Source organism: Vibrio sp. V38_P2S17PM301 (genome assembly GCF_009904845.1).
In the GTDB taxonomy this organism is placed as follows: Bacteria; Pseudomonadota; Gammaproteobacteria; order Enterobacterales; family Vibrionaceae; genus Vibrio; species Vibrio proteolyticus.
Genome location: NZ_WXWO01000058.1, coordinates 18,758 through 42,099, shown reverse-complemented (window position 1 = coordinate 42,099; position 23,342 = coordinate 18,758). Strand labels below are relative to the sequence as shown.

26 protein-coding genes and 1 riboswitch are annotated in these 23,342 nt (G+C 48.8%); of the genes, 5 read left to right on the top strand and 21 right to left on the bottom strand.

Annotated features, from left to right (window positions below; all coding sequences use genetic code 11):
• Positions 1 to 21 precede the first annotated feature (21 nt).
• The 4 genes from secF to CAG64_RS13730 all read right to left on the bottom strand — a co-directional run bounded on the left by secF (position 22) and on the right by CAG64_RS13730 (position 4,217).
• On the bottom strand, positions 22 to 924 hold the full coding sequence (gene secF / locus CAG64_RS13745) for a protein translocase subunit SecF (protein WP_021705033.1): 903 nt from the start codon (positions 922 to 924) through the stop codon (positions 22 to 24).
• Positions 925 to 927: 3 nt separating this feature from the next.
• Complete coding sequence (gene secD / locus CAG64_RS13740; protein ID WP_040902499.1) at positions 928 to 2,769, bottom strand: protein translocase subunit SecD; 1,842 nt, start codon at positions 2,767 to 2,769, stop codon at positions 928 to 930.
• 91 nt (positions 2,770 to 2,860) lie between these two features.
• Entirely contained in the window at positions 2,861 to 3,328 is a 468-nt protein-coding gene (locus CAG64_RS13735) for a hypothetical protein (protein WP_021705031.1), read from the bottom strand.
• Positions 3,329 to 3,548: 220 nt separating this feature from the next.
• A complete protein-coding gene (locus CAG64_RS13730; RefSeq protein WP_161448157.1) occupies positions 3,549 to 4,217 on the bottom strand; it encodes a hypothetical protein in 669 nt (222 codons plus the stop codon).
• Between the two features lie 80 nt (positions 4,218 to 4,297).
• Here CAG64_RS13730 and CAG64_RS13725 point away from each other — a divergent pair, with 80 nt between their 5' ends.
• On the top strand, positions 4,298 to 4,864 hold the full coding sequence (locus CAG64_RS13725) for a hypothetical protein (RefSeq protein WP_161452080.1): 567 nt from the start codon (positions 4,298 to 4,300) through the stop codon (positions 4,862 to 4,864).
• Between the two features lie 3 nt (positions 4,865 to 4,867).
• Here CAG64_RS13725 and CAG64_RS13720 read toward each other — a convergent pair whose 3' ends face one another.
• Entirely contained in the window at positions 4,868 to 5,842 is a 975-nt protein-coding gene (locus CAG64_RS13720) for a GGGtGRT protein (protein WP_161448160.1), read from the bottom strand.
• A 15-nt stretch (positions 5,843 to 5,857) separates the two neighbouring features.
• Positions 5,858 to 6,550: an iron-sulfur cluster assembly scaffold protein gene (locus CAG64_RS13715; protein ID WP_161448162.1), complete on the bottom strand. Its 693-nt coding sequence runs from the start codon at positions 6,548 to 6,550 to the stop codon at positions 5,858 to 5,860.
• 103 nt (positions 6,551 to 6,653) lie between these two features.
• Positions 6,654 to 6,718, bottom strand: a riboswitch (Fluoride riboswitch).
• A 236-nt stretch (positions 6,719 to 6,954) separates the two neighbouring features.
• Between CAG64_RS13715 and CAG64_RS13710 the strand changes: the two genes are divergently transcribed.
• Positions 6,955 to 7,275 carry a hypothetical protein gene (locus tag CAG64_RS13710; RefSeq protein ID WP_021705026.1) on the top strand — a complete coding sequence of 107 codons (321 nt, stop codon included), beginning with the start codon at positions 6,955 to 6,957 and terminating at the stop codon, positions 7,273 to 7,275.
• Between the two features lie 97 nt (positions 7,276 to 7,372).
• Here the strand turns inward: CAG64_RS13710 and CAG64_RS13705 are convergent, their stop codons facing one another.
• Both CAG64_RS13705 and phhA read right to left on the bottom strand, forming a co-directional pair.
• Positions 7,373 to 7,705 (bottom strand): 4a-hydroxytetrahydrobiopterin dehydratase, encoded by a 333-nt coding sequence (locus CAG64_RS13705; protein WP_021705025.1) that lies wholly within the window; start codon positions 7,703 to 7,705, stop codon positions 7,373 to 7,375.
• Positions 7,698 to 8,489, bottom strand: a complete 792-nt coding sequence (phhA, locus tag CAG64_RS13700) for a phenylalanine 4-monooxygenase (protein WP_161448164.1) — start codon at positions 8,487 to 8,489, stop codon at positions 7,698 to 7,700. Before phhA ends, CAG64_RS13705 begins: the two co-directional genes overlap by 8 nt.
• 220 nt (positions 8,490 to 8,709) lie before the next feature.
• Between phhA and CAG64_RS13695 the strand changes: the two genes are divergently transcribed.
• A complete protein-coding gene (locus CAG64_RS13695) occupies positions 8,710 to 10,686 on the top strand; it encodes an acetoacetate--CoA ligase (RefSeq protein ID WP_161448166.1) in 1,977 nt (658 codons plus the stop codon).
• 39 nt (positions 10,687 to 10,725) lie between these two features.
• Here CAG64_RS13695 and CAG64_RS13690 read toward each other — a convergent pair whose 3' ends face one another.
• Positions 10,726 to 11,301 carry a class I SAM-dependent DNA methyltransferase gene (locus CAG64_RS13690; RefSeq protein WP_161448168.1) on the bottom strand — a complete coding sequence of 192 codons (576 nt, stop codon included), beginning with the start codon at positions 11,299 to 11,301 and terminating at the stop codon, positions 10,726 to 10,728.
• 133 nt (positions 11,302 to 11,434) lie between these two features.
• Here CAG64_RS13690 and CAG64_RS13685 point away from each other — a divergent pair, with 133 nt between their 5' ends.
• A complete protein-coding gene (locus CAG64_RS13685) occupies positions 11,435 to 12,313 on the top strand; it encodes a LysR family transcriptional regulator (protein WP_021705021.1) in 879 nt (292 codons plus the stop codon).
• A 179-nt stretch (positions 12,314 to 12,492) separates the two neighbouring features.
• A complete protein-coding gene (locus CAG64_RS13680; protein ID WP_021705020.1) occupies positions 12,493 to 13,386 on the top strand; it encodes a cation diffusion facilitator family transporter in 894 nt (297 codons plus the stop codon).
• A gap of 52 nt (positions 13,387 to 13,438) precedes the next feature.
• Here the strand turns inward: CAG64_RS13680 and CAG64_RS13675 are convergent, their stop codons facing one another.
• From CAG64_RS13675 to CAG64_RS13620, 12 genes are all read right to left on the bottom strand, one after another.
• On the bottom strand, positions 13,439 to 15,799 hold the full coding sequence (locus CAG64_RS13675) for a Lon protease family protein (protein ID WP_021705019.1): 2,361 nt from the start codon (positions 15,797 to 15,799) through the stop codon (positions 13,439 to 13,441).
• A 157-nt stretch (positions 15,800 to 15,956) separates the two neighbouring features.
• Positions 15,957 to 16,658 carry a DUF4336 domain-containing protein gene (locus CAG64_RS13670; protein ID WP_021705018.1) on the bottom strand — a complete coding sequence of 234 codons (702 nt, stop codon included), beginning with the start codon at positions 16,656 to 16,658 and terminating at the stop codon, positions 15,957 to 15,959.
• A gap of 15 nt (positions 16,659 to 16,673) precedes the next feature.
• Positions 16,674 to 17,405: a glucose 1-dehydrogenase gene (locus CAG64_RS13665; protein WP_161488515.1), complete on the bottom strand. Its 732-nt coding sequence runs from the start codon at positions 17,403 to 17,405 to the stop codon at positions 16,674 to 16,676.
• A complete protein-coding gene (locus CAG64_RS13660; protein ID WP_161488514.1) occupies positions 17,402 to 18,205 on the bottom strand; it encodes a PhzF family phenazine biosynthesis protein in 804 nt (267 codons plus the stop codon). The genes CAG64_RS13665 and CAG64_RS13660 overlap by 4 nt, the downstream gene beginning before the upstream one ends.
• A 70-nt stretch (positions 18,206 to 18,275) precedes the next feature.
• Entirely contained in the window at positions 18,276 to 18,788 is a 513-nt protein-coding gene (locus tag CAG64_RS13655; protein WP_021705015.1) for a GNAT family N-acetyltransferase, read from the bottom strand.
• 139 nt (positions 18,789 to 18,927) lie between these two features.
• Positions 18,928 to 19,149 carry a hypothetical protein gene (locus tag CAG64_RS13650; protein ID WP_021705014.1) on the bottom strand — a complete coding sequence of 74 codons (222 nt, stop codon included), beginning with the start codon at positions 19,147 to 19,149 and terminating at the stop codon, positions 18,928 to 18,930.
• A 193-nt stretch (positions 19,150 to 19,342) separates the two neighbouring features.
• The gene (locus CAG64_RS13645) at positions 19,343 to 19,804 is read right to left on the bottom strand and encodes a RidA family protein (protein ID WP_161488513.1); all 462 of its coding nucleotides are present in this window, start codon (positions 19,802 to 19,804) and stop codon (positions 19,343 to 19,345) included.
• A 65-nt stretch (positions 19,805 to 19,869) separates the two neighbouring features.
• On the bottom strand, positions 19,870 to 20,892 hold the full coding sequence (locus CAG64_RS13640) for a S66 family peptidase (protein WP_161488512.1): 1,023 nt from the start codon (positions 20,890 to 20,892) through the stop codon (positions 19,870 to 19,872).
• A gap of 39 nt (positions 20,893 to 20,931) precedes the next feature.
• Entirely contained in the window at positions 20,932 to 21,669 is a 738-nt protein-coding gene (locus tag CAG64_RS13635; protein WP_161452521.1) for an SDR family NAD(P)-dependent oxidoreductase, read from the bottom strand.
• A gap of 32 nt (positions 21,670 to 21,701) precedes the next feature.
• A complete protein-coding gene (locus CAG64_RS13630) occupies positions 21,702 to 22,187 on the bottom strand; it encodes a GNAT family N-acetyltransferase (RefSeq protein ID WP_161488511.1) in 486 nt (161 codons plus the stop codon).
• Between the two features lie 56 nt (positions 22,188 to 22,243).
• A complete protein-coding gene (locus CAG64_RS13625) occupies positions 22,244 to 22,528 on the bottom strand; it encodes a MazG nucleotide pyrophosphohydrolase domain-containing protein (protein ID WP_021705009.1) in 285 nt (94 codons plus the stop codon).
• Between the two features lie 459 nt (positions 22,529 to 22,987).
• Entirely contained in the window at positions 22,988 to 23,278 is a 291-nt protein-coding gene (locus tag CAG64_RS13620) for a YciI family protein (protein ID WP_021705008.1), read from the bottom strand.
• Positions 23,279 to 23,342 lie beyond the last annotated feature (64 nt).

The following is a 23,342-nucleotide window of genomic DNA, read 5'->3' as shown; positions in this document are numbered from 1 at the left end:
GGGGCTTTCTGGCTTTTCTTGTTAAGGTGCGGTATCCACTTCTACTGGCATGTAGTGTTTCGGCTCCAGTTTGAACCACTCCGGCAAGATAGTACCGATTGAAATCGAAGACCAGGTACCGGAAATCACACCGATGAACATCGCAATTGCAAATCCTTCTAGTGGCCCGCCTCCCATGATCCATAGCGCAGCAATTGTCATCAAGGTGGTGCCCGATGTCACCATAGTACGCGAAAATGTCGCGATCACTGCCTGATCGTTGGTGTCTTTGGTCGGCGTCTTCGGCTTCGCCAATAAAAGCTCACGAATCCGGTCTGCAATGATAATGGAATCATTCAACGAATAACCGAGGATCGCCAGCACCGCCGCGAATACCGTAAGGTTGAACTCCATCTGTGACAACGCGAAGAAGCCGAGCACCAATACCACATCGTGGAACAATGCCAGTATTGCCCCGCTTGCTAAGCGCCATTCAAAACGGAAGCTCAGATAACCCAGAATACACAGCACACAGATAAGAAATGCCAGACCACCTTGATTGTAGAGATCCTGGCCAACCTGTGATCCCACCATACTATTGCTGATCACATCCACTTGATGCGACACCCCCTGAAGAATGTGGGTAATATCCGGGGTGGTTTGCCCTGCTTCTGGGATCGCATAGCGGATGATCCAGCGTCCGTCCTCATTCGAGTGTGTGACACTGGTAAACTCTCCAAGCTCAGGCTTCAGCGCCTGAGTCAGTTGCACGTTAGTCAGGGTCGGATCAACTTTCACTTCGGTCACCATACCACCCGTGAAATCCAGGCCCATATTCAGACCCCGTACGCCTAACGCCGCAAAAGAAATCACCATCAGCAGAATAGAGACCAATCCCGTCACGTAGCGAATTGGGCGAATGTGTCGTTTCAAATACTCAACCATGATTTATACCCTCACATCGCGGCGGCCATCGCGGCCCCAAACCAAGTTAATGATTGCCCGTGATGCGAACACACCACTGAACATACTGGTCAACAAACCCAATCCCAGCGTCAGGGCAAAGCCCTGAATAGGCCCGTTACCGATGGAGTAAAGAATGACGGCGGTAATCATGGTCGTGACGTTTGCGTCCAAAATAGTGCTGAATGCACTGTTGAAACCTTGATCGATCGACTGGGCAAAAGAGCGCCCTTCTTTGACCTTATCTTTTATCCGCTCAAAAATCAGCACGTTGGTATCCACGGCCATGCCGACCGTCAGTACCAGGCCCGCAATACCTGGCAACGTCAGTACCGCTCCCGGCAGCAGCGCAATCATACCCAGCAAGCTCACCATATTGATCAGCAACGCGGTATTCGCAACCCAGCCTAAACGGCGGTACCACAAAGCCATGAAGGTCAGCGTCATCGCCATACCTAATGCCAGCGCCGCAAAACCGTTGTGAATATTCTCCGCCCCCAAAGACGCGCCGATTGTACGCTCTTCGACAATGGTTACAGGTGCGGTCAGAGAGCCAGCACGCAGTAACAGAGCCAGATTCTGCGCATCCTGCATAGAGCCAGCCCCCGTAATGCGGAACTGACTGCCCAGTTGAGACTGAATCGTTGCTACGCTGATCACACGTTCGCTGCGTTCTGTTTCGCCTTTCGCGTTGGTGGTGTATTCGCGGTACACCGTCGCCATTGGCTTACCAATGTGCTTACCGGAAAAATCACTCATGATTTTGCCACCAGCATGGTCGAGAGAAATGTTCACCTCGGAGAAACCCATTTTATCAACACCAGCACGCGCATTGACAATGTGTTCGCCAGTCAACACCGGACGCTTTGCCAGAACCACTTCACGACCATTGTTGTCTTTGAGGATCATGTCGTCATACGACTTGCCCTGAGACGGTTCTTTCGCTTCATGGAATGCCAGCGTAGCTGTCGCACCAATCACATTTTTTGCCTGAGACGGGTCTTGAACACCCGGCAATTCGATACGGATGCTGTGTTCGCCTTGACGCTGAACCAAGGCTTCCGTAATGCCCAGTTCCTCAATCCGATCACGCATAATCTTAAGGTTTTGCGTCAACGTAATGCTCTGGAACTCACTTTTGTTCTGTTGCGTCGGATTCACACTCAGATGATCGGAATAGCGTTTCACATCCCAACCTGGATAGTTCTGTTTGAGGTACGTAGCTGATTTCGTCAAAGCGTCTGAAGAAATACTATTAAGATCAAAGCCATCCACGCCTACTTTCACAAACTGAACATTACGCACCCGTTCTTGACGAAGCATGTCGCGCATCTCATCAACCAGTGCATTGCGCTGATCTTCAAAGGCTTTGTCCACATCCACATTCAGCAGAAACTGAACACCTCCTCGCAGATCAAGGCCAAGTTTGATCGGGCTAAAACCCAGGTTGCTCAGCCATTGCGGTGCCACGGACACATAAGAGAACGAAATACTGTCATCTTTGTTCAACAGTTCGTCCAATGCCCCGCGTGCATGGGTTTGATCCGTTTCGTTATTGAATACCAGCGTGGTTTTCTCACCTTGTTGGGTGATGGTGTCTACATTGATGTTGCGATGAGCCAGATACTGGTTCACTTCTGTTACTGAACTCAACACTTTGTTGTTCTGTGACGCTGTCACCTGAATGGACGGTTTCTCACCGTACCAGGTCGGAATAGCGCTGAGTGTCAGGACAATAATTGTCGCAACCAGAACCACATACTTCCAAGCAGAATAGTGATTCATCAGACGAGCGCTCTTTGCCGTCTTTTTCGGAGTTTTCTTCATATACGTATAATCCCTCGATTGTTTATCGAGTGTTGTCTAAATCAGATTGAGATAAAGCCTGGCGCGGAAAACGCCACGTAAAGAGGAAAACTCAGTATTGACTGTTTAGCGCTACGTACAGTGCATTGGTTTCTTTCCAGCCAGCAATACGATGGCTTTGGGAAAACTGGTTGTCTGTCTCGTAATGAGGCGTGTCGATATCTGCGCGGTAGAGCCGATGTGCCGGCGCAATAGCGCTATTAATATCACTGCCATCGAAAGACGGAACATCGCCATCTTCCAAATGGCGGGAGCTCCAACGGTTAGCGTTAATGATACCAACGGCCGCGGAGTCAAATTCGGAATGAGAGCTGGGTGTTGACGACGGAGTTTGCGTTTCCCCACTCTGATCAAACAGAGCCTGAAAATCAATACTCCCCGGTAATACGTGTGACGGTTTAGTGCTGGACAGACGTGTCAATACATCGGATTCCGTCTGCGACAGGTACGCAGAAGCCTGCGAAGGTAAAACCATCGCCAGCAAGGTAAAGAAGATGTATTTAATTAAGCGAAATGCCATTCACGCGGCCAATAAAAACCAAACCAGAATGCATAATAGATTTGCGCATTCATAGCGACAACTAAAAAGTTCTAAAATCTAACATTTCAATGGTGCAACATAGGTAAGTGTCTTAATTTTGAGCCAGAGCCGTTCAAAAGCTCGCCAAAAGTAAACGAAAGAGTGACTCAAAGACTGAAAGTCAAAGGCTCCGAACCTCTGATTATTCGCCCCTCAGTAATTAGCGAAAGAAAATTTCGCCTGTTTGAACATCGACATAAATCTTATTTGACACCTTGAAGCCGCCACAATAGACAAAGTACACGTAGCCATCACTGTATTTGACAGAAGTGACCCATCCTCCGAGCTCTTCAAAATCCGCTGGTGAGCAAGTTCCGTCTTGCAGCAATTTGTCGGTTGTTTTAACAAACATCTCTTCATAGAGATCAAAATCGTCTGAGCCGTTGATGTACCCGGTTATCGTCTCCCGACGCTCGGCTTCACTGATGATAGGCGGCGTTTCAAGTAAGGCATCCATCGGCACCCACTCCGCCACTTCCGGGCCGCCTTCTTCGTATACATAATAGGGCGAAATTCGGCCCCACCCGTCCTTTTGCTCGAGAATAATCAGCTTGTCACCACGATAATATTCGGTCTCAGCATAAGCATCATAATCCGGGGCTTCTCGCACACCTAACTGAGGAGAACCAACGTAATAGTCTGTTTTCACGACATCCGGTTGCGTTTTGACGACTTTCTTGCCTTTGTATTCGGTTGCTGGCGGTACAAGAGGCTCATTCTGACTGGCGTTTTGCGCGGCTTCCTTCGGTTTGAGATAAAACATGTAATACCCAGCAGCAGACGCAGCCAATCCGAGCACCAGCAAGACCAACATCACTATTTTTCTCATCGTTTCGCGTCTTCTTCCTGTTTATCTCAATCACACATCGCTCATCTATAATTAACTCAGATACACCTGCAGAGATAACTATGATCTGGCGACTACTTGTCCTTATAACGGCCACAGCGTTGATCACTTTACCGTCTCAAGCCAAAAGTGTGCAGTGTAATGAAAAAGAATGGAACAAAGCTCTTGCTGCACAAAAGCGAATTGACGACAGGTATAACTTTCATGCCAACAAATTCAACTTCTGGTTGTCTGCGTATCATCGCCAGGTTTTTCTCCATGATGAATTTTCCTCACAGGAACTGGTGTCTTTCTGGCAATCAGACAAACAACAGTGGCACCTAAAGCTGGAAGGACAAATCCGGGCATCAAGAGCCGCAGCAGACAACATGAATATAGAGACGTTACAACTGCGTCAGATGACGCCTGCTATCCGTCTGATGGAGTCCAACTGGTTGTCTTTGAACCAAGCCTGCGAAGAACAAGGATTTGCGCTCAATATGATCACCAGCGCAGGCTATATACAAGTCAATCAAAAGCTGCGGCAAGAGGTGCAAAAGCTGATGGAAAAGCTGGAGTTTCTTCGTAGCCGGTATTCGCAAGAAGCTGAGAGTCTGGAAAATGCACGCCAGCCCTCTCAGCATAACTAGTCGTTATTGATGCACTTGTTGTTCAACAGCGACGGCCAGTGCCACGGTCGCCCCTACCATCGGGTTGTTCCCCATACCAATGAACCCCATCATCGCCACATGCGCCGGCACCGATGAGCTGCCTGCAAACTGTGCATCGGCATGCATCCTGCCTAGCGTATCGGTCAAACCGTAAGACGCCGGACCTGCTGCCACATTATCTGGATGTAACGTTCTGCCGGTTCCACCACCTGAAGCGACAGAGAAATACCGCTTATTGAGCGCCGTGCACTCGGACTTATAGATACCAGCAACCGGATGTTGAAAACGGGTCGGGTTGGTTGAGTTCCCCGTGATACTGACATCCACTTGCTCGCAATGCATGATCGCCACACCTTCGCGCACATCGTCCGCCCCGTAGCAAAGAATGTCTCCTCTGACACCTTTAGAGAAGCGCGTACGACTGACTTCAACAAGCGTTCCTGTATCGTAGTCGAACTCGGTCCGGACGTAAGTAAAACCATTGATACGAGAGATTAAATACGCAGCATCTTTGCCCAATCCGTTAAGGATTACTTTCAATGGCGTTTGTCGTGATTGATTGGCGTTTAACGCAATTTTTATCGCGCCTTCCGCCGCCGCGAATGATTCGTGCCCAGCCAGAAATGCGAAACACCGGGTCTGTTCATTAAGCAAACGAGCTGCCAGAGCCCCATGGCCCAGCCCAACTTGACGCTGCGCCGCCACACTGCCCGGTTTACAAAATGCCTGCAAACCTTCCCCAATAGCGATGGCCGCTTCTTCTGCTTTAGTTACCTGGCGCTGTAAGGCCAACGCGGTGCCGAGCGTGTACGCATCGCAGGCATTATCAAAGGCGATCGGCTGAGTCTCCAAAACTTGCTGCTTCGGATCGATGTCAAACGTCAGGCAGTATCGGTGCGCTTCTTCAATCGAAGAAAAATTCATGCTTTGCAGTAGTTGAGTCACTTGATTATTCATTTTGTTCACCTTTGGTTACGCCTGACGAGGGTTAATGGTCATCGCCGCTTCATTGAACCGGCCATAGACTCCGACCGCATTTTGCATCGCCTCGTCAGCCGGGATACCTCGTTCTATGTCGGCCATCATTTTGCCCAGGTTAAGATATTGGTAACCGATCACTTCACTGCGTTCATCCAGTGCCAGTTTGGTGACGTAACCTTCCGCAAGCTCCATATAACGCACCCCTTTCAGACGCGTCGAGTAACTGGTTCCCACCTGACTACGCTGACTTTTGCCAAGATCCTCCAGTGCTGAACCTATCTCCAAACCATCTAGAGAGAACGCCGACTGACTGCGGCCGTAAACAAACTGCAAAAAGATTTCGCGCATCGCGACATTTATGGCATCACATACCAAGTCCGTATTCAGTGCTTCTAGAATGGTTTTACCGGTAAGAATTTCCGCCGCCATCGCCGCAGAGTGCGTCATACCCGAGCAGCCCACAGTTTCGACCAAGGCTTCTTCAATAATGCCTTGCTTTACGTTAAGCGTCAGTTTAGCCGCACCTTGTTGCGGAGCGCAGGTTCCGACTCCATGACTGAGACCTGAAATCGCAATGACGTCTTTAGGGCGTACCATTCGCCCCTCTACGGGGATCGGAGCAGACGGATGCAATTCGCCACGTTGAATCGGGCACATGGATTGGATTTCGGAAGAGTATTGCATGGCGTTTTCCTTTGGGTCAGGAAAACAAGTGCAGATGGCGGCATCTGGTTCCTACAGAAAATCGAGCAATATCCTTGCCCTTCCAACAGTTACACCTGTTTTCGTTTCTGTAGGAGTCATCAGCCCAAGCGGCGGTTAAATAGGTGGAACCCCATCACCTTGCTTAGGATGATAAGGCCAGTTTGCGTCCGTTTGCAAATGCCTTTTTAGAGTCTTTTTACCTAAAAACCGAATTTTTAATGACTCAAAGTGGTTAAAAATGTGGCACGCATAAATTGTGCAAATATAGTTCAAAGTTTTCGAACAACTTGAACCATGAATTGCTATAGAGTGAGACATAAATCACACATATGATTTACATCAGGTGCTCAGAGAGCAAAAATCAAACCAATAAGGATCACACTATGAAAAGCATCAACAAACTGATTACGATTACTGGTATTTTTTCCGCGCTGGCAGTGGTACCTGCAGCATCTGCCATGCAAATGGACGTACAGACACTTGGCAGCAAAGCCATGATCACCGTGACTGACAACGGTCAAGCGGTCGCTAACCAAGAAATTATGGTGAAAAACGGCAATGAATACACAGTGAAAACAGATGAGTTCGGTCGCGCTTCAGTCTGGAATCAGGAAAATCACGCCCGCACTTACACCTTTATGGCCAATGACGCCAGCGGTAACACCATGACAACCAAACGTCGTCTGCCAGGTGACCGTCAGTAATAACAAGGATAGTTGGTTCATCATCCATAACAGGGATTGCTATGGAAAAGGTAAAAATATCCCCAAGTCTGCCAGACAGCCTTGGGGATTTGCTTTTTTATTCGCACATTGCGTCAGATTTCGCGGCGCAGATAAAGTCATTCTTGTGCAAACCTTTAATAGAATGACTCCACCATGTCAGAGTTACTTTTCCCCACTCCAGTAAGATAGAAGGGTGATGAAACTCCTCCTCCGCTAATTCTGCAATTCGGTTAGCAAATGTCCATGCCTGCATGAAATTTTTAAATTTATACACTTTCTCTAGTTGAGGAATTCCATCCCGAACATGAATATGCCAGCCATGTAGCTCGCTCAGCAGTGCTTGCTGCTCTTTTTCCGTCAACGCGATGGCATCTATACTGCAAGCTTCGCAGCGCAATTCATCAAGCATGTGTCACTTCCTTTGGTTCAAATAATGGAGGTAAAAGTCCTTTGGACATTGCCTGTTCCACTTCGGCAATTAAATCCACTTGGCTAAGCTGATACAGCTCAGCAATATCATCCAACACATAATATTTTGGTTGCATAATATCAATTCGATAAGGTGTTCTTAGTACCGTCTGCAAATCAAACGTTTCTCGAATGGCGTCTGTGCTGTCGAGCGCGTATACCGTTTCACCGGGAGAAGACAACACACCACCACCATAAATTTTAGTACTGCCCTGCTCTTTAACCAGACCAAACTCCACCGTAAACCAGTACAACCGAGCTAAGTAGCCACGTTGTTTTGGTGTCGCGCTCTTACCTAACTTGCCATAAGTATGGGTGAAAGCAGCAAAATCGGGGTGAGTCAGCATCGCACAGTGGCCAAATATCTCATGAAAGAAATCCGGCTCTTGTAAATAGTCAAACTCGTCACGTGAGCGCAAAAAAGTCGCCACCGGAAATTTCTTGTCGGCCAGTAAGGCAAAGAAACGGTCGAAATTAATCAACGCTGGCACAGGCTCGACCTGCCAGCCCGTCTCTTGCTTCAGAACGGCATTCACTTCAGGCAACTGTGGTACCCTGTGAAGCGGCAAATCCAACATCGTCAGACCGTCGAGGTACGCTTGACAGGCGCGATGGTTAATCACTTTCTGTTGACGGGTAACCAGATCGTACCAAATGCGATCTTCGTCGTCGTTCCAGTCGACAAAACCTTTGCTATTCACAGGCTTAGAATGATACTGAGTCATACAAACACCAATTAACAAGTCCTTTACATTAAGCCTATCGCCTTCCCTACTGGCTGCCAATTTATCCAGCGGTAATCGCACCCCAATCGATGTAACATAAATTTTACAATTGTGTATTTTTTGCTTATTTATCAGATGTCTGTTTATTCTTCTCTTGGTTTGACTTTGCACAAAAAGCCATCAAAACTACACTTACAGGAATAGAGTAGACGAGGAAGTCATGTCCCCTAACCAGCCCCTCTGGACGCCGTCATCTGCGCGCGTTTCAGCATCGAATATTCATCAGTTCATTAAACACATCAACATGCTGGGCCAACAAATTGAAACCTATGCGGATCTGCATCGCTGGTCCGTCGAAGACAAAAAACAGTTTTGGCTGGAAGTGTGGCAATTTTGCGATGTGATTGGTTATCGAGGTGACTGTATTCTCGGTGAAGGATTGCCCAAATGGCAGACATTTCAGCCAAGCCGAGACACTATTTGGTTTCCTCAAGCCGAACTTAACTATGCTGAAAACCTTCTCTCATATGCGTTTCAGGATCCCGGGGGCATCGCTGTCTGGTTCGAAAACGAGCGAGGAGACAAACAACACCTGACCTGGCAACAGCTCTGCGATCAGGTGTCAGTGGTACAACAATGGCTCACACAGAATGGCGTTGGCGCCGGAGATGTGGTCGCCGGTTACCTGCCCCATATGCCGCAAACTCTGGTGGCGATGCTGGCAACGACCAGTTTAGGGGCGATCTGGACATCCACGTCGCCAGACTTTGGTGTCGATAGCGTGACAGAGCGATTCGGCCAGGTGAAACCTAAAGTGTTATTCTGCTGCAACGGCTATACATTTGGCGGCAAAGCTTTTGATATGCAGAAAAAAAATATCGAGCTGGCCAAAAATCTAGACGAGCTGGAAAACACTTGTCAGATTGAATATCTGGTCGGGCTTCCCCCTGCGGACCATACATTTTCAGACTGGAATGCGATTTTGGAATGTTATCAGCCCAGAGGCATTCGCTACCATCGCATTGGCTTCAATGACCCGTTGTTTGTGCTCTATTCGTCAGGGACCACCGGAAAGCCCAAATGCATTGTCCATTCCGTGGGTGGCACTGTCATTAACCACCTTAAAGAGCATCAATTGCATTGCGACATTCAGCCGAAAGATCGGGTTTTCTACTACACTACCTGTGGCTGGATGATGTGGAACTGGCACGTTTCGGCGCTGGCCAGTGGTGCAACACTGGTCATTTATGATGGCAGCCCAGTCTCCCCTGACACCAGTAACTTGTGGCGTCTGGCGGAAAAAGCCCGTGTGACGCTATTCGGCACCTCCGCCAAATACCTCGAAGCCATTCAGAAACAACGTCTGGCCCCCGCAGAACAGTTCGATCTCTCCGCGCTTAAGACGTTGTGCTCTACAGGCTCTGTACTGTATCCGGAGCAATTCGACTATGTCTATCAACACATCAAGCCCGACTTGCATCTGGCGTCCATATCAGGCGGCACCGATATTTGCGGCTGCTTTGTCCTTGGCAATCCGATTTCCCCCGTGTATCGCGGAGAATGCCAGGCCGCGGGGCTTGGTATGAATATCGCCGTTTTCGACGAGCAAGGTCAACCCGTGCTCGATGAGCGTGGAGAATTGGTCTGCCTGAACAGTTTCCCGAACCAACCGGTTGGTTTTTGGCATGACGATGGTGAACGCTATCATCATGCATACTGGGATAAATACCCCAATACCTGGCACCATGGTGACGATGTCATTATGCATTCAAATGGTGGGGTGCAGTTTTTTGGTCGCAGCGACGCCACCTTAAATCCAGGAGGAGTCCGAATAGGTACCGCAGAAATCTATCAGCAGGTCAATCAGTTGAATGAGGTCGTCGATTCGATTGCCATTGGCCAACAATGGAACAATGACGAACGTATTGTGTTACTGGTGAAACTGACGGAGTACGCGCAACTGACACCAGATCTGGAAGACAAAATTCGTCAGCTTCTGCGCCAGAAGTGCTCACCTCGTCATGTGCCAGCCAAGATATTGGCCATCAGTGATGTTCCCCGAACCAAATCGGGGAAACTAGTCGAATTGGCAGCGAAACAGGTGATCCACGGCCAAACGGTGAAAAATGTCGGCGCCATTGCCAATCCACAAGTTCTGGACGAGATTGCGTCGCTGACTCCGGCGCTAGCAGACTAAAAACAAAACACCCGGCTTAAGCCGGGTGTTTAAACGTCATTATTTTCTGCCCACGCCCATCAAGACCTTGAGCGTCCCTTCCTGAGTTTGCAGTTCAAAAGGCACAGAGACACTGACGTCTTCAAAACCAACGCTGGACAACACCGTTTTCACCCGGGAAACCGTCAGGCCATCCTGGTCGTTTTCTGCCAACCAATCCCAATGAATAAACAGACCACCTTCATCAAGGATGGAGTACACAATATCTGCAACGTCAGAGTAGTTGGGTAAGAAACCGCATACTGATGACGCCACGACCAAATCAAACTGCCCACGAAAAGCCGGGTGCAGCGCAACCAATCCGCGAGTCAGCATATCAACCACAGGTTCGACGTTGGCCAACTCTTTGCTGTCGAGTTGCTCGATCATGGCTTCAGACACGTCCAGAGCAACAATGTCTTTGGCAAGTTGTGACATCTTTTGTGTCAACAAGCCAGTACCACATCCGAAATCAAGAATGTGTTTACCTTTCAGATCAACCAGTTGTTGCAGTGACTCAAACGCTTTTTCAGCATAGACAGCAGTAGCTGGGTTGTTCTCCCACTCTGCTGCGTATGCATCCCAATCGTGCGCCATGGTAATCTCCCTATAAATACTTCTTTAACTTACAATAGATTAAACCAAAACGGACTTTACGTGTTAGTGCTATTCGCCGACAATTTGGTATAAATTAGTTGCAGAATCATCAATTCGGATAAACCACCAGCGCATGAACCTCTCTCAAATAGAAGCCTTTTGTACCGTTGCTGACACCGGCTCGGTTTCTGAAGCTGCACGCCAGTTAGAGTGCAACCGTACTAAGCTCAGTATGGCGATTAAAGCTCTGGAAAAAGAACTCGATACCGAGTTATTTGTTCGATCCGGCAACCACCTCACACTGTCAGAAGTAGGCAAAGCCATTTATAAGGATTGCGAAAGCCTGACGGTTACTGCCGCACGTATCCGCCAGACCTGCGCTCAGGCTTCGGGAGAGTTTAACGCCGAAGTATGGATTGCCCGGGACGATTCTCTGCCAGACGATCTGTGGCAAGATCTGGCGCACAGATTGAACAACCGCTTTCCGGCCACCTCGTTTAACCTGATCCTCGCCTCCAGCGGTGACCTCGCCAATCTGGTAGCCACTCAGCAGGTTGATTTCGCTTTTGGAGTGGACTACGAACGAATCGATGATCCGCTCATCACCTATCAACCGCTCGGTAAAATACGCATGATGTCGGTGTGCAATACCCAACACCCACTGAGTAAAATGCGCCGGGTGACCGACGAACTGCTTCGAAACTCCATGCAAGCGGTCATGGTCTACCTCAACGAAAAAGACAACCCGGAGCTGCAACCTTTCTCACGCCGGTATATCGGTTTCTCCAGCTTTGATTACATGTTGAACACGATACTGACAGAGGAAGCCTGGGGAGTATTACCGGAGCCGCTGATCCGCCATCATCTGCGCCAGCAAGAGCTGGCGGTAATCAAACATACCTACGGGCTTACGCAAGAGGATTACTGTATGTTTACCGCCTCAGGTATGGCGGAACATCCTGGTATGCTTTGGCTGGCGGATAAGCTCAACGAATATCTGTTTGATTTTTAACCCGCACAACAATCACTCAGTGTCAAATTTAATGACACCAGAAACCAGACATAAACTACTGAATATAAAGACAAATATAAAAATATACGTTTTAATCTCATCATCACATAAAGATTACATTTGTAAAAATGTGCACTTAAGCAAAGAATGGCTGCGTATTTTTGAACAACAGGTGATGTATGTGTGCCAGGACAAGCTTAAATGAGAAAAGAGTATTAACGGCTTCAGCCCTTTTAGCTTCAGGCTTTGCGGGCGGTGGCTTAGTACTTGGTGCTCTCGTTGGCTCTCTGGTGATTGTGTTTGACGGCGTATATTCTCTCGTCAGTTTACTGTTAACTTTATTGTCACTCGCCGTTTCACGATACATTCGCTCTCCGTCGAAGAACCTGTTCCCGTTTGGAAAAGCGGTGCTGGAGCCAGTCGTTATCGCGATCAAAGGGGCGGTTATCCTATCGGTCGTTTCCTATTCCCTGTATGGCGCAGTGCTGGCCATGTTCCAGGGCGGACGCGCCGTTGACCCATCGATTGCAACCTTATTTGGTGTGGTTAATGTCATCGGGTGTGGTTATGCCTGGTGGTACATTACCCGCAAGAGCAAACGCTTTTCCAGCGGTCTGATAGAAGCGGAAGCCAAGCAGTGGCAAATGGATACATTGCTGAGCGTCGCGGTGACACTCGGGTTTGTTTCTGCCTGGTTTGTTTCTCTGTCACCTTGGTCACACTACTCTGTGTATGCCGATCCGGCTATGATGCTGCTGATGTCTTTCTACTTCATCAAAGTGCCGTTTTGTATGCTGCGTGATGCCGTTCGAGAGCTGTTGATGATGGCGCCGGATAAATCTATCCGCAGTGAGGTCAGTAAAGGTGTCGAGTTTATCGAAAAGGAATTTTCCCAGGGCATGGCGCTGGCGGGCGTCACTAAAGTGGGTAACGAGCTACGGGTCAACATCGATATTCTGCCAGAACAAGAACAGCTGGCCATTGATGAACTTCATCAGATGCGAGCCAAGTTACAAGACAAGTTGTCTAAGTTGCCGTTTGAGCTTAATCTGACCATGAACATCGCAGCCTAAGTCTGATTTCAAGACAAAGAAACGCCGGATTTAAAATCCGGCGTTTTTGTTTTTACTTTCTCAACGCGTTTAATTTTGCCTGCGCAATACCGAATATCGAGTTGATTGGGTAACTGCCTTCTTCACTCAGCTCGCCCGCAGGTTTACCCGTAAAGATCTCAATTGCTTCTGTCACATGGTCAATGGCCCAGATGTGGAACTCGCCACGCTCAACCGCTTTCACCACATCCGCTCGCAGCATCAAGTTATGAGCATTCGAGCGAGGAATGATCACGCCTTGCTCGTGGCTCCGGCCTTTGATACCACAAACATCAAAGAAACCTTCGATCTTCTCGTTCACACCACCGATTGGCTGTGCTTCCCCAAATTGGTTCATCGAGCCGGTAATCGCGATATCCTGACGGTTTGGCTGTTTGGAGAAAGCCGATACGATAGCGCAAAATTCCGCCATACTCGCACTGTCTCCATCGACACCCCCGTATGACTGCTCGAACGTAATGTGCGTGGTTAACGGTACTCGGGCGGTCTTGCCAAATACGGAGGTCAGGAACGCCGACAAAATCATCACCCCTTTTGAGTGAATGCTACCACCAAGATCGACACTGCGTTCAATATCAATCACGTCACCTTCACCGTACGCCGTGGTGGCGGTGATTCGGTTGGGCGCACCAAACATATAATCACTGGTACTGAGCACCGACAACGCATTGACCTGACCGATAGCCGAACCTTCCGTATGGATTAACGTAGTGCCATTGATGAAACTCTCCATCACACTGTCTTTGAGACGGCTGACCCTGAGTTCCTGATTGCGTAATGCGTCCTCAACGTGCGAGGCACGAATCATATTAGAGTTTGCCTGGCGAGCCACATAGTTAGACTCACGCAACAGGTTGGCAATGTGCGCCGAGTGCAGCGACAACTTGCCCTGATCGCTGACAATCCTAGAGCTGTGCTCGATGATGCGGGCAATCGCTTTCCGATCACAATGCAGCATGCTGTTGTCATGCACGATGCTGGAAATAAACCGGGCATAGTGCAGCTCTGAATCCGCTGTGCGCGGCATTTCGTCTTCAAAATCGGCGGTCACACGGAACAGTTCACTGAATTCCGGATCATAATGCTGAAGCAGCTGATAAGTCCGGTAATCCCCAAACAGAATGATTTTCACATCCAGTGGAATAGGTTCCGGATCCAGAGAAACGGCACCGGTCAACGTCACTTCTTTCTCCAATGAGGTGAAGCTCAGTTGACGCGATCGCAACGCACGCTTAATGCCATCCCAAACATAAGGCTGTTCCAGGACTTTGACCGCATCCATCAGCAAGACTCCACCGTTGGCCTTATGCAAACTCCCGGCACGAATCAAGGAGTAATCGGTGAAAACCGTCCCTTTAAACGTCGCAGTCTCAATGTAGCCAAACAATGAATGGTAGTTCGGGTTCTCCTCCACCACCACGGGAAACTCGTGGGAAGCTCGGCTGACCAGCACATTCACTTTATAACGGCGTGGCAGCTTTTTATCCAGCGATGCCTGGGCAATCTCACCCTGCTCGCTGCCCTCTTCCAGAAAGATATCAGCGTTTTCGACAATGTCTTTTTGCAGATCACGCAGATAGGTTTTGATCTCCGGATATTGCGCGTAGTCTTCTTTCAATTGACGGAAAAAGTGCGTGATGACGTCCTGTGTGACGTCGTCATTGAGCTTTTTGATTTTGTCGCTGTAAGCCTCTTCCCACTCCGTCAGCTGTCTGACCATGTTACGTAAACTGACTTCCAGCTCATCGATGGTGGCACCAAAGTACTCCTGCTCTTTCTTGTTTAACGCCTCAAACGACTCTTCGGTATGCAGCTCCTCACCGTTCATGGCGATAAACTGGTAATCTCCCTGCGTGGTTAGCGTCAGGCTGATCCCTTTGTCTTTTGCCTCCCGACTGATGTTTTCCAGTTCCGCCTGCTGTTTTTGCGCCAACTGATTTTTGAGCTTTTCAGCCCGGCTGAAATACATTTCATTGTCGAACGCCAATGGAATAGCCGTCACCAGTTTGGTCATCAGCTTTTCAATATCCAGACGAAACTTATTGCCTACTCCGCAAGGCAGTTTCAGAACTTTTGGTGTACGGATATCATCGAAATTTGCTACATAACACCAGTCATAAAGACCATCTACGTCATGTTTATGCCGATTCAGATAACGCAGGATCATGGTACGCTTGCCAAGGCCATTCTGACCTATGGCATAAATGTTGTAGCCTTTTTCCTTGATCGACATGGCGAACTCTACGGCCTTTTGTGCGCGCTCCTGGCCCACAATTTCATCGATAGGAGGTAATTCCTTCGTTGACTTACATGGCAAAATTTCCAGCTCAGCGACGTGGTAGAGCTGAGTAGCATCCAATCTTTGAATTGCCATAACAACCTCCTTTTTCTTGTTTTTGTCGTTGTTTATTCGCTCAGTGTAGTTGGCTTTGGTTTACAATTTAGTGACTTACACCCAAAACGGGTCTGAGTGCGCAAATAAACATCAATTTGCGCACCTTATTTCACTGAGTAGGGAAAGCCTTCGAAAGTCAGTGGGAACAGTTCAGGTCAAGCCAGGAAAAAGAACGATGTAAGAAACCTTCTGCCTGCTGACGGATGATCTCACCATGCGCCATCACAATCATACGTGGCTGCCATTCGAGTATGGTCGCAAGGTGTTCTCTTGCCTGCGGTTTACTGAACATGAAGCTCATCCTCCAGTCCAGCGGCATTTTACCGTTGGGAGCCAGAATGCCAACGCCTCTGGCTATCGCACGCTGCCAGGGCTTAAATACCGTCGGATTAAAGTTCTCAATCAAATCGGTTACGATCAAAACGCCCGATTCCGGATGATAAAACACACACTCTTGCATTGCCCGAGAGCCAGTAAACAGCAGTTGGCGTATCTCTGACGACCATGGCATTGCCGAACTTGACTCAAGTACCCCATTGAAAAACAGATCCTCACGTTTATTTTTCAGCTCCGCCGTCGCGTATGTCTGCGCCAAGGGATAAGCGCGCTGCCAATCTTCAATGAACAAGTGATGCAGATGGTTCGGTCCAATCAGGTAGGCAACCTCACCCAGAGCCTCTATTTGCGCTTTCAGAGACAGCGTCAGTTTGATTGGGCTATGAATCCATAAACGACCGTCTTGCAAACGTATCACTGTCATCCGAGTCGAATACGGCAATGAAAAAAAGGGCACCGTTCCACCCTCGACAATCCAAATATCCTTTCCCAGAGCTTCCATACGATTCCTTACGCTTTAGTTTCCGCCAGCCAAATCAATAAACGACCCTGTTGCGTATGACGCTTCATCCGACAGCAACCAGGCGATCGCCGCCGCAATTTCCTCTGGTTGACCGCCACGTTGCAACGGGATACGTTCTTTTAAGCGATCCACACGCTCAGGCTCTCCCCCATCAGCGTGCATCTCAGTATATATGCACCCCGGACGCACACCGTTTACCCGAATGCCATGTTGCGCTAATTCGAGAGACAAACCTTTGGTGATAGTGTCCATCGCCGCTTTGGACGCCGCATAATCGATGTATTCAAACGGGGCTCCGGTGCGTGAAGCCGCAGACGAAACATTGACAATAGCGCCTCCAAAGGGCAGCCTTCTCGCAGCCTCGCGCGAGCATAAAAAACAGCTTATCACATTGACGTTCAATACATGGCTAAAACGCTCGGCGGTCATGTGCTTTAACTCGGACTGGGTGGTCAGAATACCGGCGTTGTTGACCAGATGCGTCACTTGACCAAAATGCTGCTCAGCCTGTTCGAACAGCCGAACGACATCCGCTTCTACCGATACATCGGCAGCAATCGCCAACGCCGTACCGCCAAGACTTGTGATCTCCGCAACTACAGCTTCAGCTTCTTGATGGCGAACCCGGTAGTTGATGGCCACAGCGTACCCCTGAGCCGCCAACCTTTTGGCCGTTGCTGCACCGATGCCACGGCCACCGCCAGTGACAATCACCACTTTATTCATACTGACAGCTCCAGTTTTCCGCTCAAAATCGTCACCGCCTGTCCGGTCAGTAAAACGCGCTGTTCAGGCAGTAAGGTTACTGTCACCTCGCCACCTCGCTGCGAAGCCTGATACGCGCTCATCACAGTTTTACCCAGTCGCTCTCCCCAATAAGTGGCCAGCGCACAGTGAGCAGAGCCCGTAACCGGGTCTTCATTCACGCCCACCCACGGAGCGAAGTAGCGCGAAATAAAATCGTAGCGGCTTTCTGAACGTGCCGTGATTAAAGCACTACGCCCGGGGAACTGTGTTAAAGCATCAAAGTTGGGTTCCAAACAACGAATCGTTTCCTCATCCTCGACCTCGATAAAATAATTGCCGTCAAACAGACCGGATTGAATGACCTGCTCCGGATAGATTCCAAGATGATCAATCAGCTCATCACTCACTGTTTGATGAGTATCAATCTGAGCGGCAGGCAAATCCAGATGATACTGCTGCTCATCTAACGTGACTTTCAATATGCCGCTTCGCGTAACAAATGCCAGTTCGTCGCCTGTCTGGGCAACATGTCGCTGTCTGAGAATATGCGCTACTGACAACGTACCATGCCCGCATAAATCAACCTCAACCTGTGGCGTAAACCATCTGAGATTCATCGTATTCAGATTCAGAAACGCCGTTTCAGAAACGGCCATCTCTTTAGCGATGTTTTTCATCAGCGCTTCATCCAAATCTTCCCGAATGATACACACGCCGGCCGGATTGCCACGAAACGCCTGATGGGTAAAAGCGTCGACTTGATAAATATCCAATGCCATGATGACTCCTTGGCTGTTTATGTCTTTGACCACTTGGTGTGCCCCCCTCAGGCCATTTGATGGCTGAGAGTTACTCGCTGTCCAAATCAATCTGGAACTCAATACAATCGATACTGCGCCGACGCACAACGGCAAAGTTTTTGATCACCCGAACTTTTTCAAATCCGTTATTCCCCAATACTTTTTGCGAGCCCAGATTATCGATTGCTGCCATGGCGATCACCGTGTGAACACCAAACTGACGTGCCTTCTGGAGAATCTGCCCCACCGCCAACGACGCAATACCCTGACGCGTAAAGCGCTCGCCAATACGATAACCCAGGTGAGCCGTCTGGCGGAGTTTGTCCACCTGATGAAAGTTAATTCGACCGACGATCTCGTTTTGATCATTTTTGATTAACATCGGCAGAATTTCACGGGTCCTGTAGCCACCGAGAAACTCAAGAATGTGGCTACGCACACCTTCGTAACTGTAGAAGCTATTTTCACGTGGGTTGATATGGGATTCGAACCAGGCGCGATTTTCCAACTCAAATTCTAACAACGCTTGAGTATCTGACTCGCGTAACAGTGTAATTTGCATAGGTTCCTTATGCTTAAACTCGTCATGTAAGCTCATGAAATTAAGGACATTCACCCTAGCACAGCAATGTGGCACGTAAAAGTGTACAGACAACAGATATGAAAAAGCCTGACACAATACCAAGCGTCAGGCTGAAACATTAACGATCGTAATCAAACTTCACGAAGTGTTGAATATAAGCATTGAGTCCATTCCCCGACTTCGCCAACTGCTTCATTCGCTCCACATGCTGCCGACCAGCCCGATCATATTTATAGGTACTTGGCCTGACATCGCCTTCCAACCACACCGTGATGTAATCATCACCGATCTCGTACCCGCGGATCGACGGATCATTCGTAATGTCTCGATACATTCGCATTTTTTACCTCTTTACGATACGCATATACCCCATATGCTCCGTCCACTATCCGGTAATTTTGCTAAGAATGAATTGCGTTTGATCACGAAGGTCAACGCTCTTCAATATGAAGTTTAGCGCTTGTAAGTCGCTGTTTTATCGTTAAAGACTCTTTCAGTGACTCACTTGATGCCTGTTGCATATTTTTAACACTCTAATCAGCGATTTCAAAAATTGAGTCAATCACAAGTGGTAAGTTGGCTCTGACCGAAGCGGCACCAAAAACAGAACGGGCATGCATGCCTTTTTGACCGAACACTTCCACCATCAGCTCAGAGCAACCATCCAACACTCGGGGATGTTGTTCAAACTCTTCAGTTGCATTGATAAAGCCTTGAATTTTCACCACGCGGGTCACGCGACTGAGTGTACCGAGCTCTTGTTTTATGGCCGCTAAAATATCTAGCCCTGCGGCACGGGCGAACTCGTACCCTTGCTCAACGGTGTACTCACGCCCCAATTTCCCTTTGGGTATCTCATCGAATCCCGAGACTGGCCCTTTTCCGGAAACATACAAAAGATTTCCTGTACGTACACAGTTACGATAACTGCCTTGTGGTTCGCTGAATGGTGGCAGTATCAGGCCTAGTTGTTTAATTTGTTGTTCTGCGTCCATAAATCCTCCTTGAAATAACGTCATCACTGAGTGCTGATCTGGCATTACACGCTCCGACTCAACATTTAAGCTTGTCCAGCGGAAACTTCCTGAGTCCAGGGCGACATCAGATGGATGGTTTCCTGCTCGAAGTCAATACACGCTTCCACACCCAGCGGCGTCACCAACATCGGATGAGTATGACAACTGTCGAACCCGTAAAGAATTTGCAGCGTCTGCTCTCCCAGTACTTCTTGTAACACATCCAATGGCGTTCGTCCGGTACCTTTGTCGTCAAACAGTTCATGTTTGCCCAGAATAATGGCGCCCACTTTCTCAAACACACCACAGAGTTTTAGATGATTAAATGATCGCTCGATGTGGGCGATACTTAACAGCGAATCTTCGAGTAACAGGATGTCACCTGGTTGGATTACTGGCATAAACTCTGATCCCCAGATACCGCCCATGGTATTGAGGTTACCGCCAACAAGTCGCCCACAAACCGCTGCATTGCCAAGGAATTGCCATTGGTTATCACGCACAGGCTTTGCTTCACTTTGCGTTTCCCAATCGATCATCGTATCGGTCCAATAGGTTGGTAATTGATACTCGTAAGGCCATCTCGGCGAGTGGCAAAGCAACGACTCAAAGGATGCAAATGTCTCTTCGACCAGTGGAGGAAGTTCCCCAAACGATGCCACCAACGCCGGGCCATAAAAAGTAACCAGCCCAGTCCTGCTATAAATACCGAGCAGGAGTGCGGTCACATCCGAATAACCTATGATGATCTTCGGATCACGCTGCAGCGCTTGGTAGTCGATATAAGGCAGCAGCGCGTTGCTGTTGAACCCGCCGATCACCGACATAATACACCGCACCTCAGGGTCACGAATCAATCTATTCAGTTCTTCAGCCCGGGCCTGTATTGACCCCGAACGGTAATGGTCTGATTCACCCGTCAGGCTACCTGCTTTCAGCTTAAACCCTTTGCTTTCGAGAAAAGTTTTCGCTCGCGCAAATCGAGTGGGGGCAAATACGGTCGCCGGTGAGGATGGCGAGAAAAAGCCAATCGTATCGCCCTGTTTTAATCTTGGTGGTAACAACATAGCCGCAATAGATCCTTCTGTAATGGGTAAATGGCTGACTTATTTTATTGACAGCCCACCATCAACCACCAACGTGTGGCCGACAATATAGCTGGCTTTATCGGAGCAAAGAAACTCAATCGCATCAACGATCTCTTTGCTGCTGGCAAACCGCCCCAGTGGGACAACGCTGGAAACATCTTGTCGGATAGCCGGTATTTCCTTTGCCCGCTCTTCCCAGCGTGGTGTCCAGGTGACGCCCGGAGCCACCGCATTAATGCGAATACCGCGCTCAATGTTTTCTAGCGCCAGCGAGCGCGTTAACCCTTCCAAAGCGTGCTTCGTTGCCGCATACATGGCAGCATTCGGTGTGGGCCTGAGTCCGTTAATCGAGCTAATGTTGACGATTGCGCTTCCTGAGTTCATCAGTTCCAATTGGTAACGGAGACACAACGCATGTGACCAAAAGTCCTGTTGCAGTGTCTCCTGCAGCGCATCGGGATCAACCGTATGATAAAGCCCCCTCGAACCCAATGCCGGTGACGCATTATTGACCGCGACGTCCAACCCGGAATAATCCGACTTAATGCAGTCAAAAAGATGCTCAACTTGAGCCTGAACGGAAATATCGGTTGGAATAAACCTTACCGATTCCAGCTCCGGATGAATCAACGTCGCTTGTCGCCAGGTGTCTGAATGGCGGGCACACGTCACTACCTGATAACCTTGCCGGACAAAGCGCACGACCGCTTCCAGTCCGATCCCTTTCGTTCCTCCGGTGATAAGTGCTGTCTTCATCTTCTTCCCTATAATCTCTGTTAACGTCGATGTTATTCATTCAAAACCGCGAGTTGACTTAGTGCTTCATCACTAAAACGGTAATATTGTTTTTCCGTCACATGCTGGGCACCGATAGCGCGATAGAAGTCGCCCGCAGACGGGTTGGTTGTTTCTGCCGTCCAGTCGAGACGCCGGCAACCTTTTGCAATGGCGAGTGCAGCCAGATAGTGCATGATCTTTCTCCCAACCCTCTGCCCTCGGGCCGCCGATGAAACAAACAGATCCTTCATATACATCTGTCCTGATAATTTCGGGGCCGGATACATCAAGGTATAGGTCGCAATCCCCGTCACACACTGGTCGTTGATAGCCGCCACTACCCGGACACCAGACTCGGGTGAAAACACTTTAGTCAGCAGATAATCATGAAGCTCTTCTGCACTGGCCGCCTCTTCCCCAAAGTAGTAACGCTCTAGCTCGACAAAAATATCGGTCAATGCGTCTACATCATCTTTGTTCATTTCCCTGATAATCATTTATTCCATTTCCTAAGGCGGCGGACTCGCGTCCGCAGACTCTGACGCTTGTTGACCTAACGGTTGTATTTGATCTTGTTTAACTGTTCTTTGAGCTGGTGCGTTTTCTCCAAATCAATGTCATGGATATTTGCCAACGCACAAACATAATAGAGGACATCGTACAACTCCTCTGCTAAGGAGCCTTTTAAAGACCCACTGTCAGGCTGCCCTGAACGGTTTTTTCTTAATGCTTCGGACACTTCCCCTACTTCTTCAATTAACTTTAGAAAGTAGCTCTGCGGCTGTTCAGGGTCGTAATCGAACGTTTTAATATGCGCTTGCAATTCACTTATCTTCACAGGTTTTCTCTCGTTGGTTCAGACAATCCACAGGCTCATTTGCCCACAATGGCGCAATGTGTTTTCGCTGCGTATCAACACTATCTTTTACTTTGCGTCCATTACGCTCATATTGTCACAAGGAGAACAATATGAAGTCGCAACGACTTGGACTGAATCTGCTACAGATGCCATTTCTGGCGCTGGCCGATACGGTTTGATCAAAGTTGAAAGTGCTTACAATTTTGCGACATAACGGCCAGCAAACGGGAGCAGGCACTATAAGCGAACTACATGAATATCATTGCGAAAGTCGATCATGCCGCCGCGACTGAGAAGCAATAGCCTGATGGCTACTAAATCAAACGAAATACCAGCTCGCTAAAATCCTCGTCGTGAGTCGACACTTGGTACCCAAGCCTGAGATAAAACGCCAGGGCGCGCTGGTTACAGTTGAAACACGACAGACAAGCTGACTGATTACCGATTTAACAACAGCGCCAGCTCTTGGGACGACTTGGTAGGCACAAATTCAGTTACATCATAATCGGCTAAGGCATGCTGGTAGAAAGGATCTTCAGCGAGCACAGCATCGAGCATTTCACGGCTCTGTGCCAACGCGAGAATCACACCGCCCGTCCGGGGTACTTTGCGTCCCGAAACCAGAAAGTGACCGAGCTCATACTGACGATCAAGGTATGCGATATGATCGTCTAAATGCGACTCCACTTGCTCCAAGTTGACTTTATAGGTTATTGAAACCACAAACATTCCGTTACTCCCTGCGTTATTCTCTTCTTCAGCTGTGTAGTATTGCCATCCACTCGAAATGAGA

What these genes read in the sequence shown, in the direction of transcription:
- secF (WP_021705033.1), bottom strand. Translation starts at nt 924, where the DNA reads ATGGTTGAGTATTTGAAACGACACATTCGCCCAATTCGCTACGTGACG.
- secD (WP_040902499.1), bottom strand. Translation starts at nt 2,769, where the DNA reads ATGAAGAAAACTCCGAAAAAGACGGCAAAGAGCGCTCGTCTGATGAAT.
- CAG64_RS13735 (WP_021705031.1), bottom strand. Translation starts at nt 3,328, where the DNA reads ATGGCATTTCGCTTAATTAAATACATCTTCTTTACCTTGCTGGCGATG.
- CAG64_RS13730 (WP_161448157.1), bottom strand. Translation starts at nt 4,217, where the DNA reads ATGAGAAAAATAGTGATGTTGGTCTTGCTGGTGCTCGGATTGGCTGCG.
- CAG64_RS13725 (WP_161452080.1), top strand. Translation starts at nt 4,298, where the DNA reads ATGATCTGGCGACTACTTGTCCTTATAACGGCCACAGCGTTGATCACT.
- CAG64_RS13720 (WP_161448160.1), bottom strand. Translation starts at nt 5,842, where the DNA reads ATGAATAATCAAGTGACTCAACTACTGCAAAGCATGAATTTTTCTTCG.
- CAG64_RS13715 (WP_161448162.1), bottom strand. Translation starts at nt 6,550, where the DNA reads ATGCAATACTCTTCCGAAATCCAATCCATGTGCCCGATTCAACGTGGC.
- CAG64_RS13710 (WP_021705026.1), top strand. Translation starts at nt 6,955, where the DNA reads ATGAAAAGCATCAACAAACTGATTACGATTACTGGTATTTTTTCCGCG.
- CAG64_RS13705 (WP_021705025.1), bottom strand. Translation starts at nt 7,705, where the DNA reads ATGCTTGATGAATTGCGCTGCGAAGCTTGCAGTATAGATGCCATCGCG.
- phhA (WP_161448164.1), bottom strand. Translation starts at nt 8,489, where the DNA reads ATGACTCAGTATCATTCTAAGCCTGTGAATAGCAAAGGTTTTGTCGAC.
- CAG64_RS13695 (WP_161448166.1), top strand. Translation starts at nt 8,710, where the DNA reads ATGTCCCCTAACCAGCCCCTCTGGACGCCGTCATCTGCGCGCGTTTCA.
- CAG64_RS13690 (WP_161448168.1), bottom strand. Translation starts at nt 11,301, where the DNA reads ATGGCGCACGATTGGGATGCATACGCAGCAGAGTGGGAGAACAACCCA.
- CAG64_RS13685 (WP_021705021.1), top strand. Translation starts at nt 11,435, where the DNA reads ATGAACCTCTCTCAAATAGAAGCCTTTTGTACCGTTGCTGACACCGGC.
- CAG64_RS13680 (WP_021705020.1), top strand. Translation starts at nt 12,493, where the DNA reads ATGTGTGCCAGGACAAGCTTAAATGAGAAAAGAGTATTAACGGCTTCA.
- CAG64_RS13675 (WP_021705019.1), bottom strand. Translation starts at nt 15,799, where the DNA reads ATGGCAATTCAAAGATTGGATGCTACTCAGCTCTACCACGTCGCTGAG.
- CAG64_RS13670 (WP_021705018.1), bottom strand. Translation starts at nt 16,658, where the DNA reads ATGGAAGCTCTGGGAAAGGATATTTGGATTGTCGAGGGTGGAACGGTG.
- CAG64_RS13665 (WP_161488515.1), bottom strand. Translation starts at nt 17,405, where the DNA reads ATGAATAAAGTGGTGATTGTCACTGGCGGTGGCCGTGGCATCGGTGCA.
- CAG64_RS13660 (WP_161488514.1), bottom strand. Translation starts at nt 18,205, where the DNA reads ATGGCATTGGATATTTATCAAGTCGACGCTTTTACCCATCAGGCGTTT.
- CAG64_RS13655 (WP_021705015.1), bottom strand. Translation starts at nt 18,788, where the DNA reads ATGCAAATTACACTGTTACGCGAGTCAGATACTCAAGCGTTGTTAGAA.
- CAG64_RS13650 (WP_021705014.1), bottom strand. Translation starts at nt 19,149, where the DNA reads ATGCGAATGTATCGAGACATTACGAATGATCCGTCGATCCGCGGGTAC.
- CAG64_RS13645 (WP_161488513.1), bottom strand. Translation starts at nt 19,804, where the DNA reads ATGGACGCAGAACAACAAATTAAACAACTAGGCCTGATACTGCCACCA.
- CAG64_RS13640 (WP_161488512.1), bottom strand. Translation starts at nt 20,892, where the DNA reads ATGTTGTTACCACCAAGATTAAAACAGGGCGATACGATTGGCTTTTTC.
- CAG64_RS13635 (WP_161452521.1), bottom strand. Translation starts at nt 21,669, where the DNA reads ATGAAGACAGCACTTATCACCGGAGGAACGAAAGGGATCGGACTGGAA.
- CAG64_RS13630 (WP_161488511.1), bottom strand. Translation starts at nt 22,187, where the DNA reads ATGATTATCAGGGAAATGAACAAAGATGATGTAGACGCATTGACCGAT.
- CAG64_RS13620 (WP_021705008.1), bottom strand. Translation starts at nt 23,278, where the DNA reads ATGTTTGTGGTTTCAATAACCTATAAAGTCAACTTGGAGCAAGTGGAG.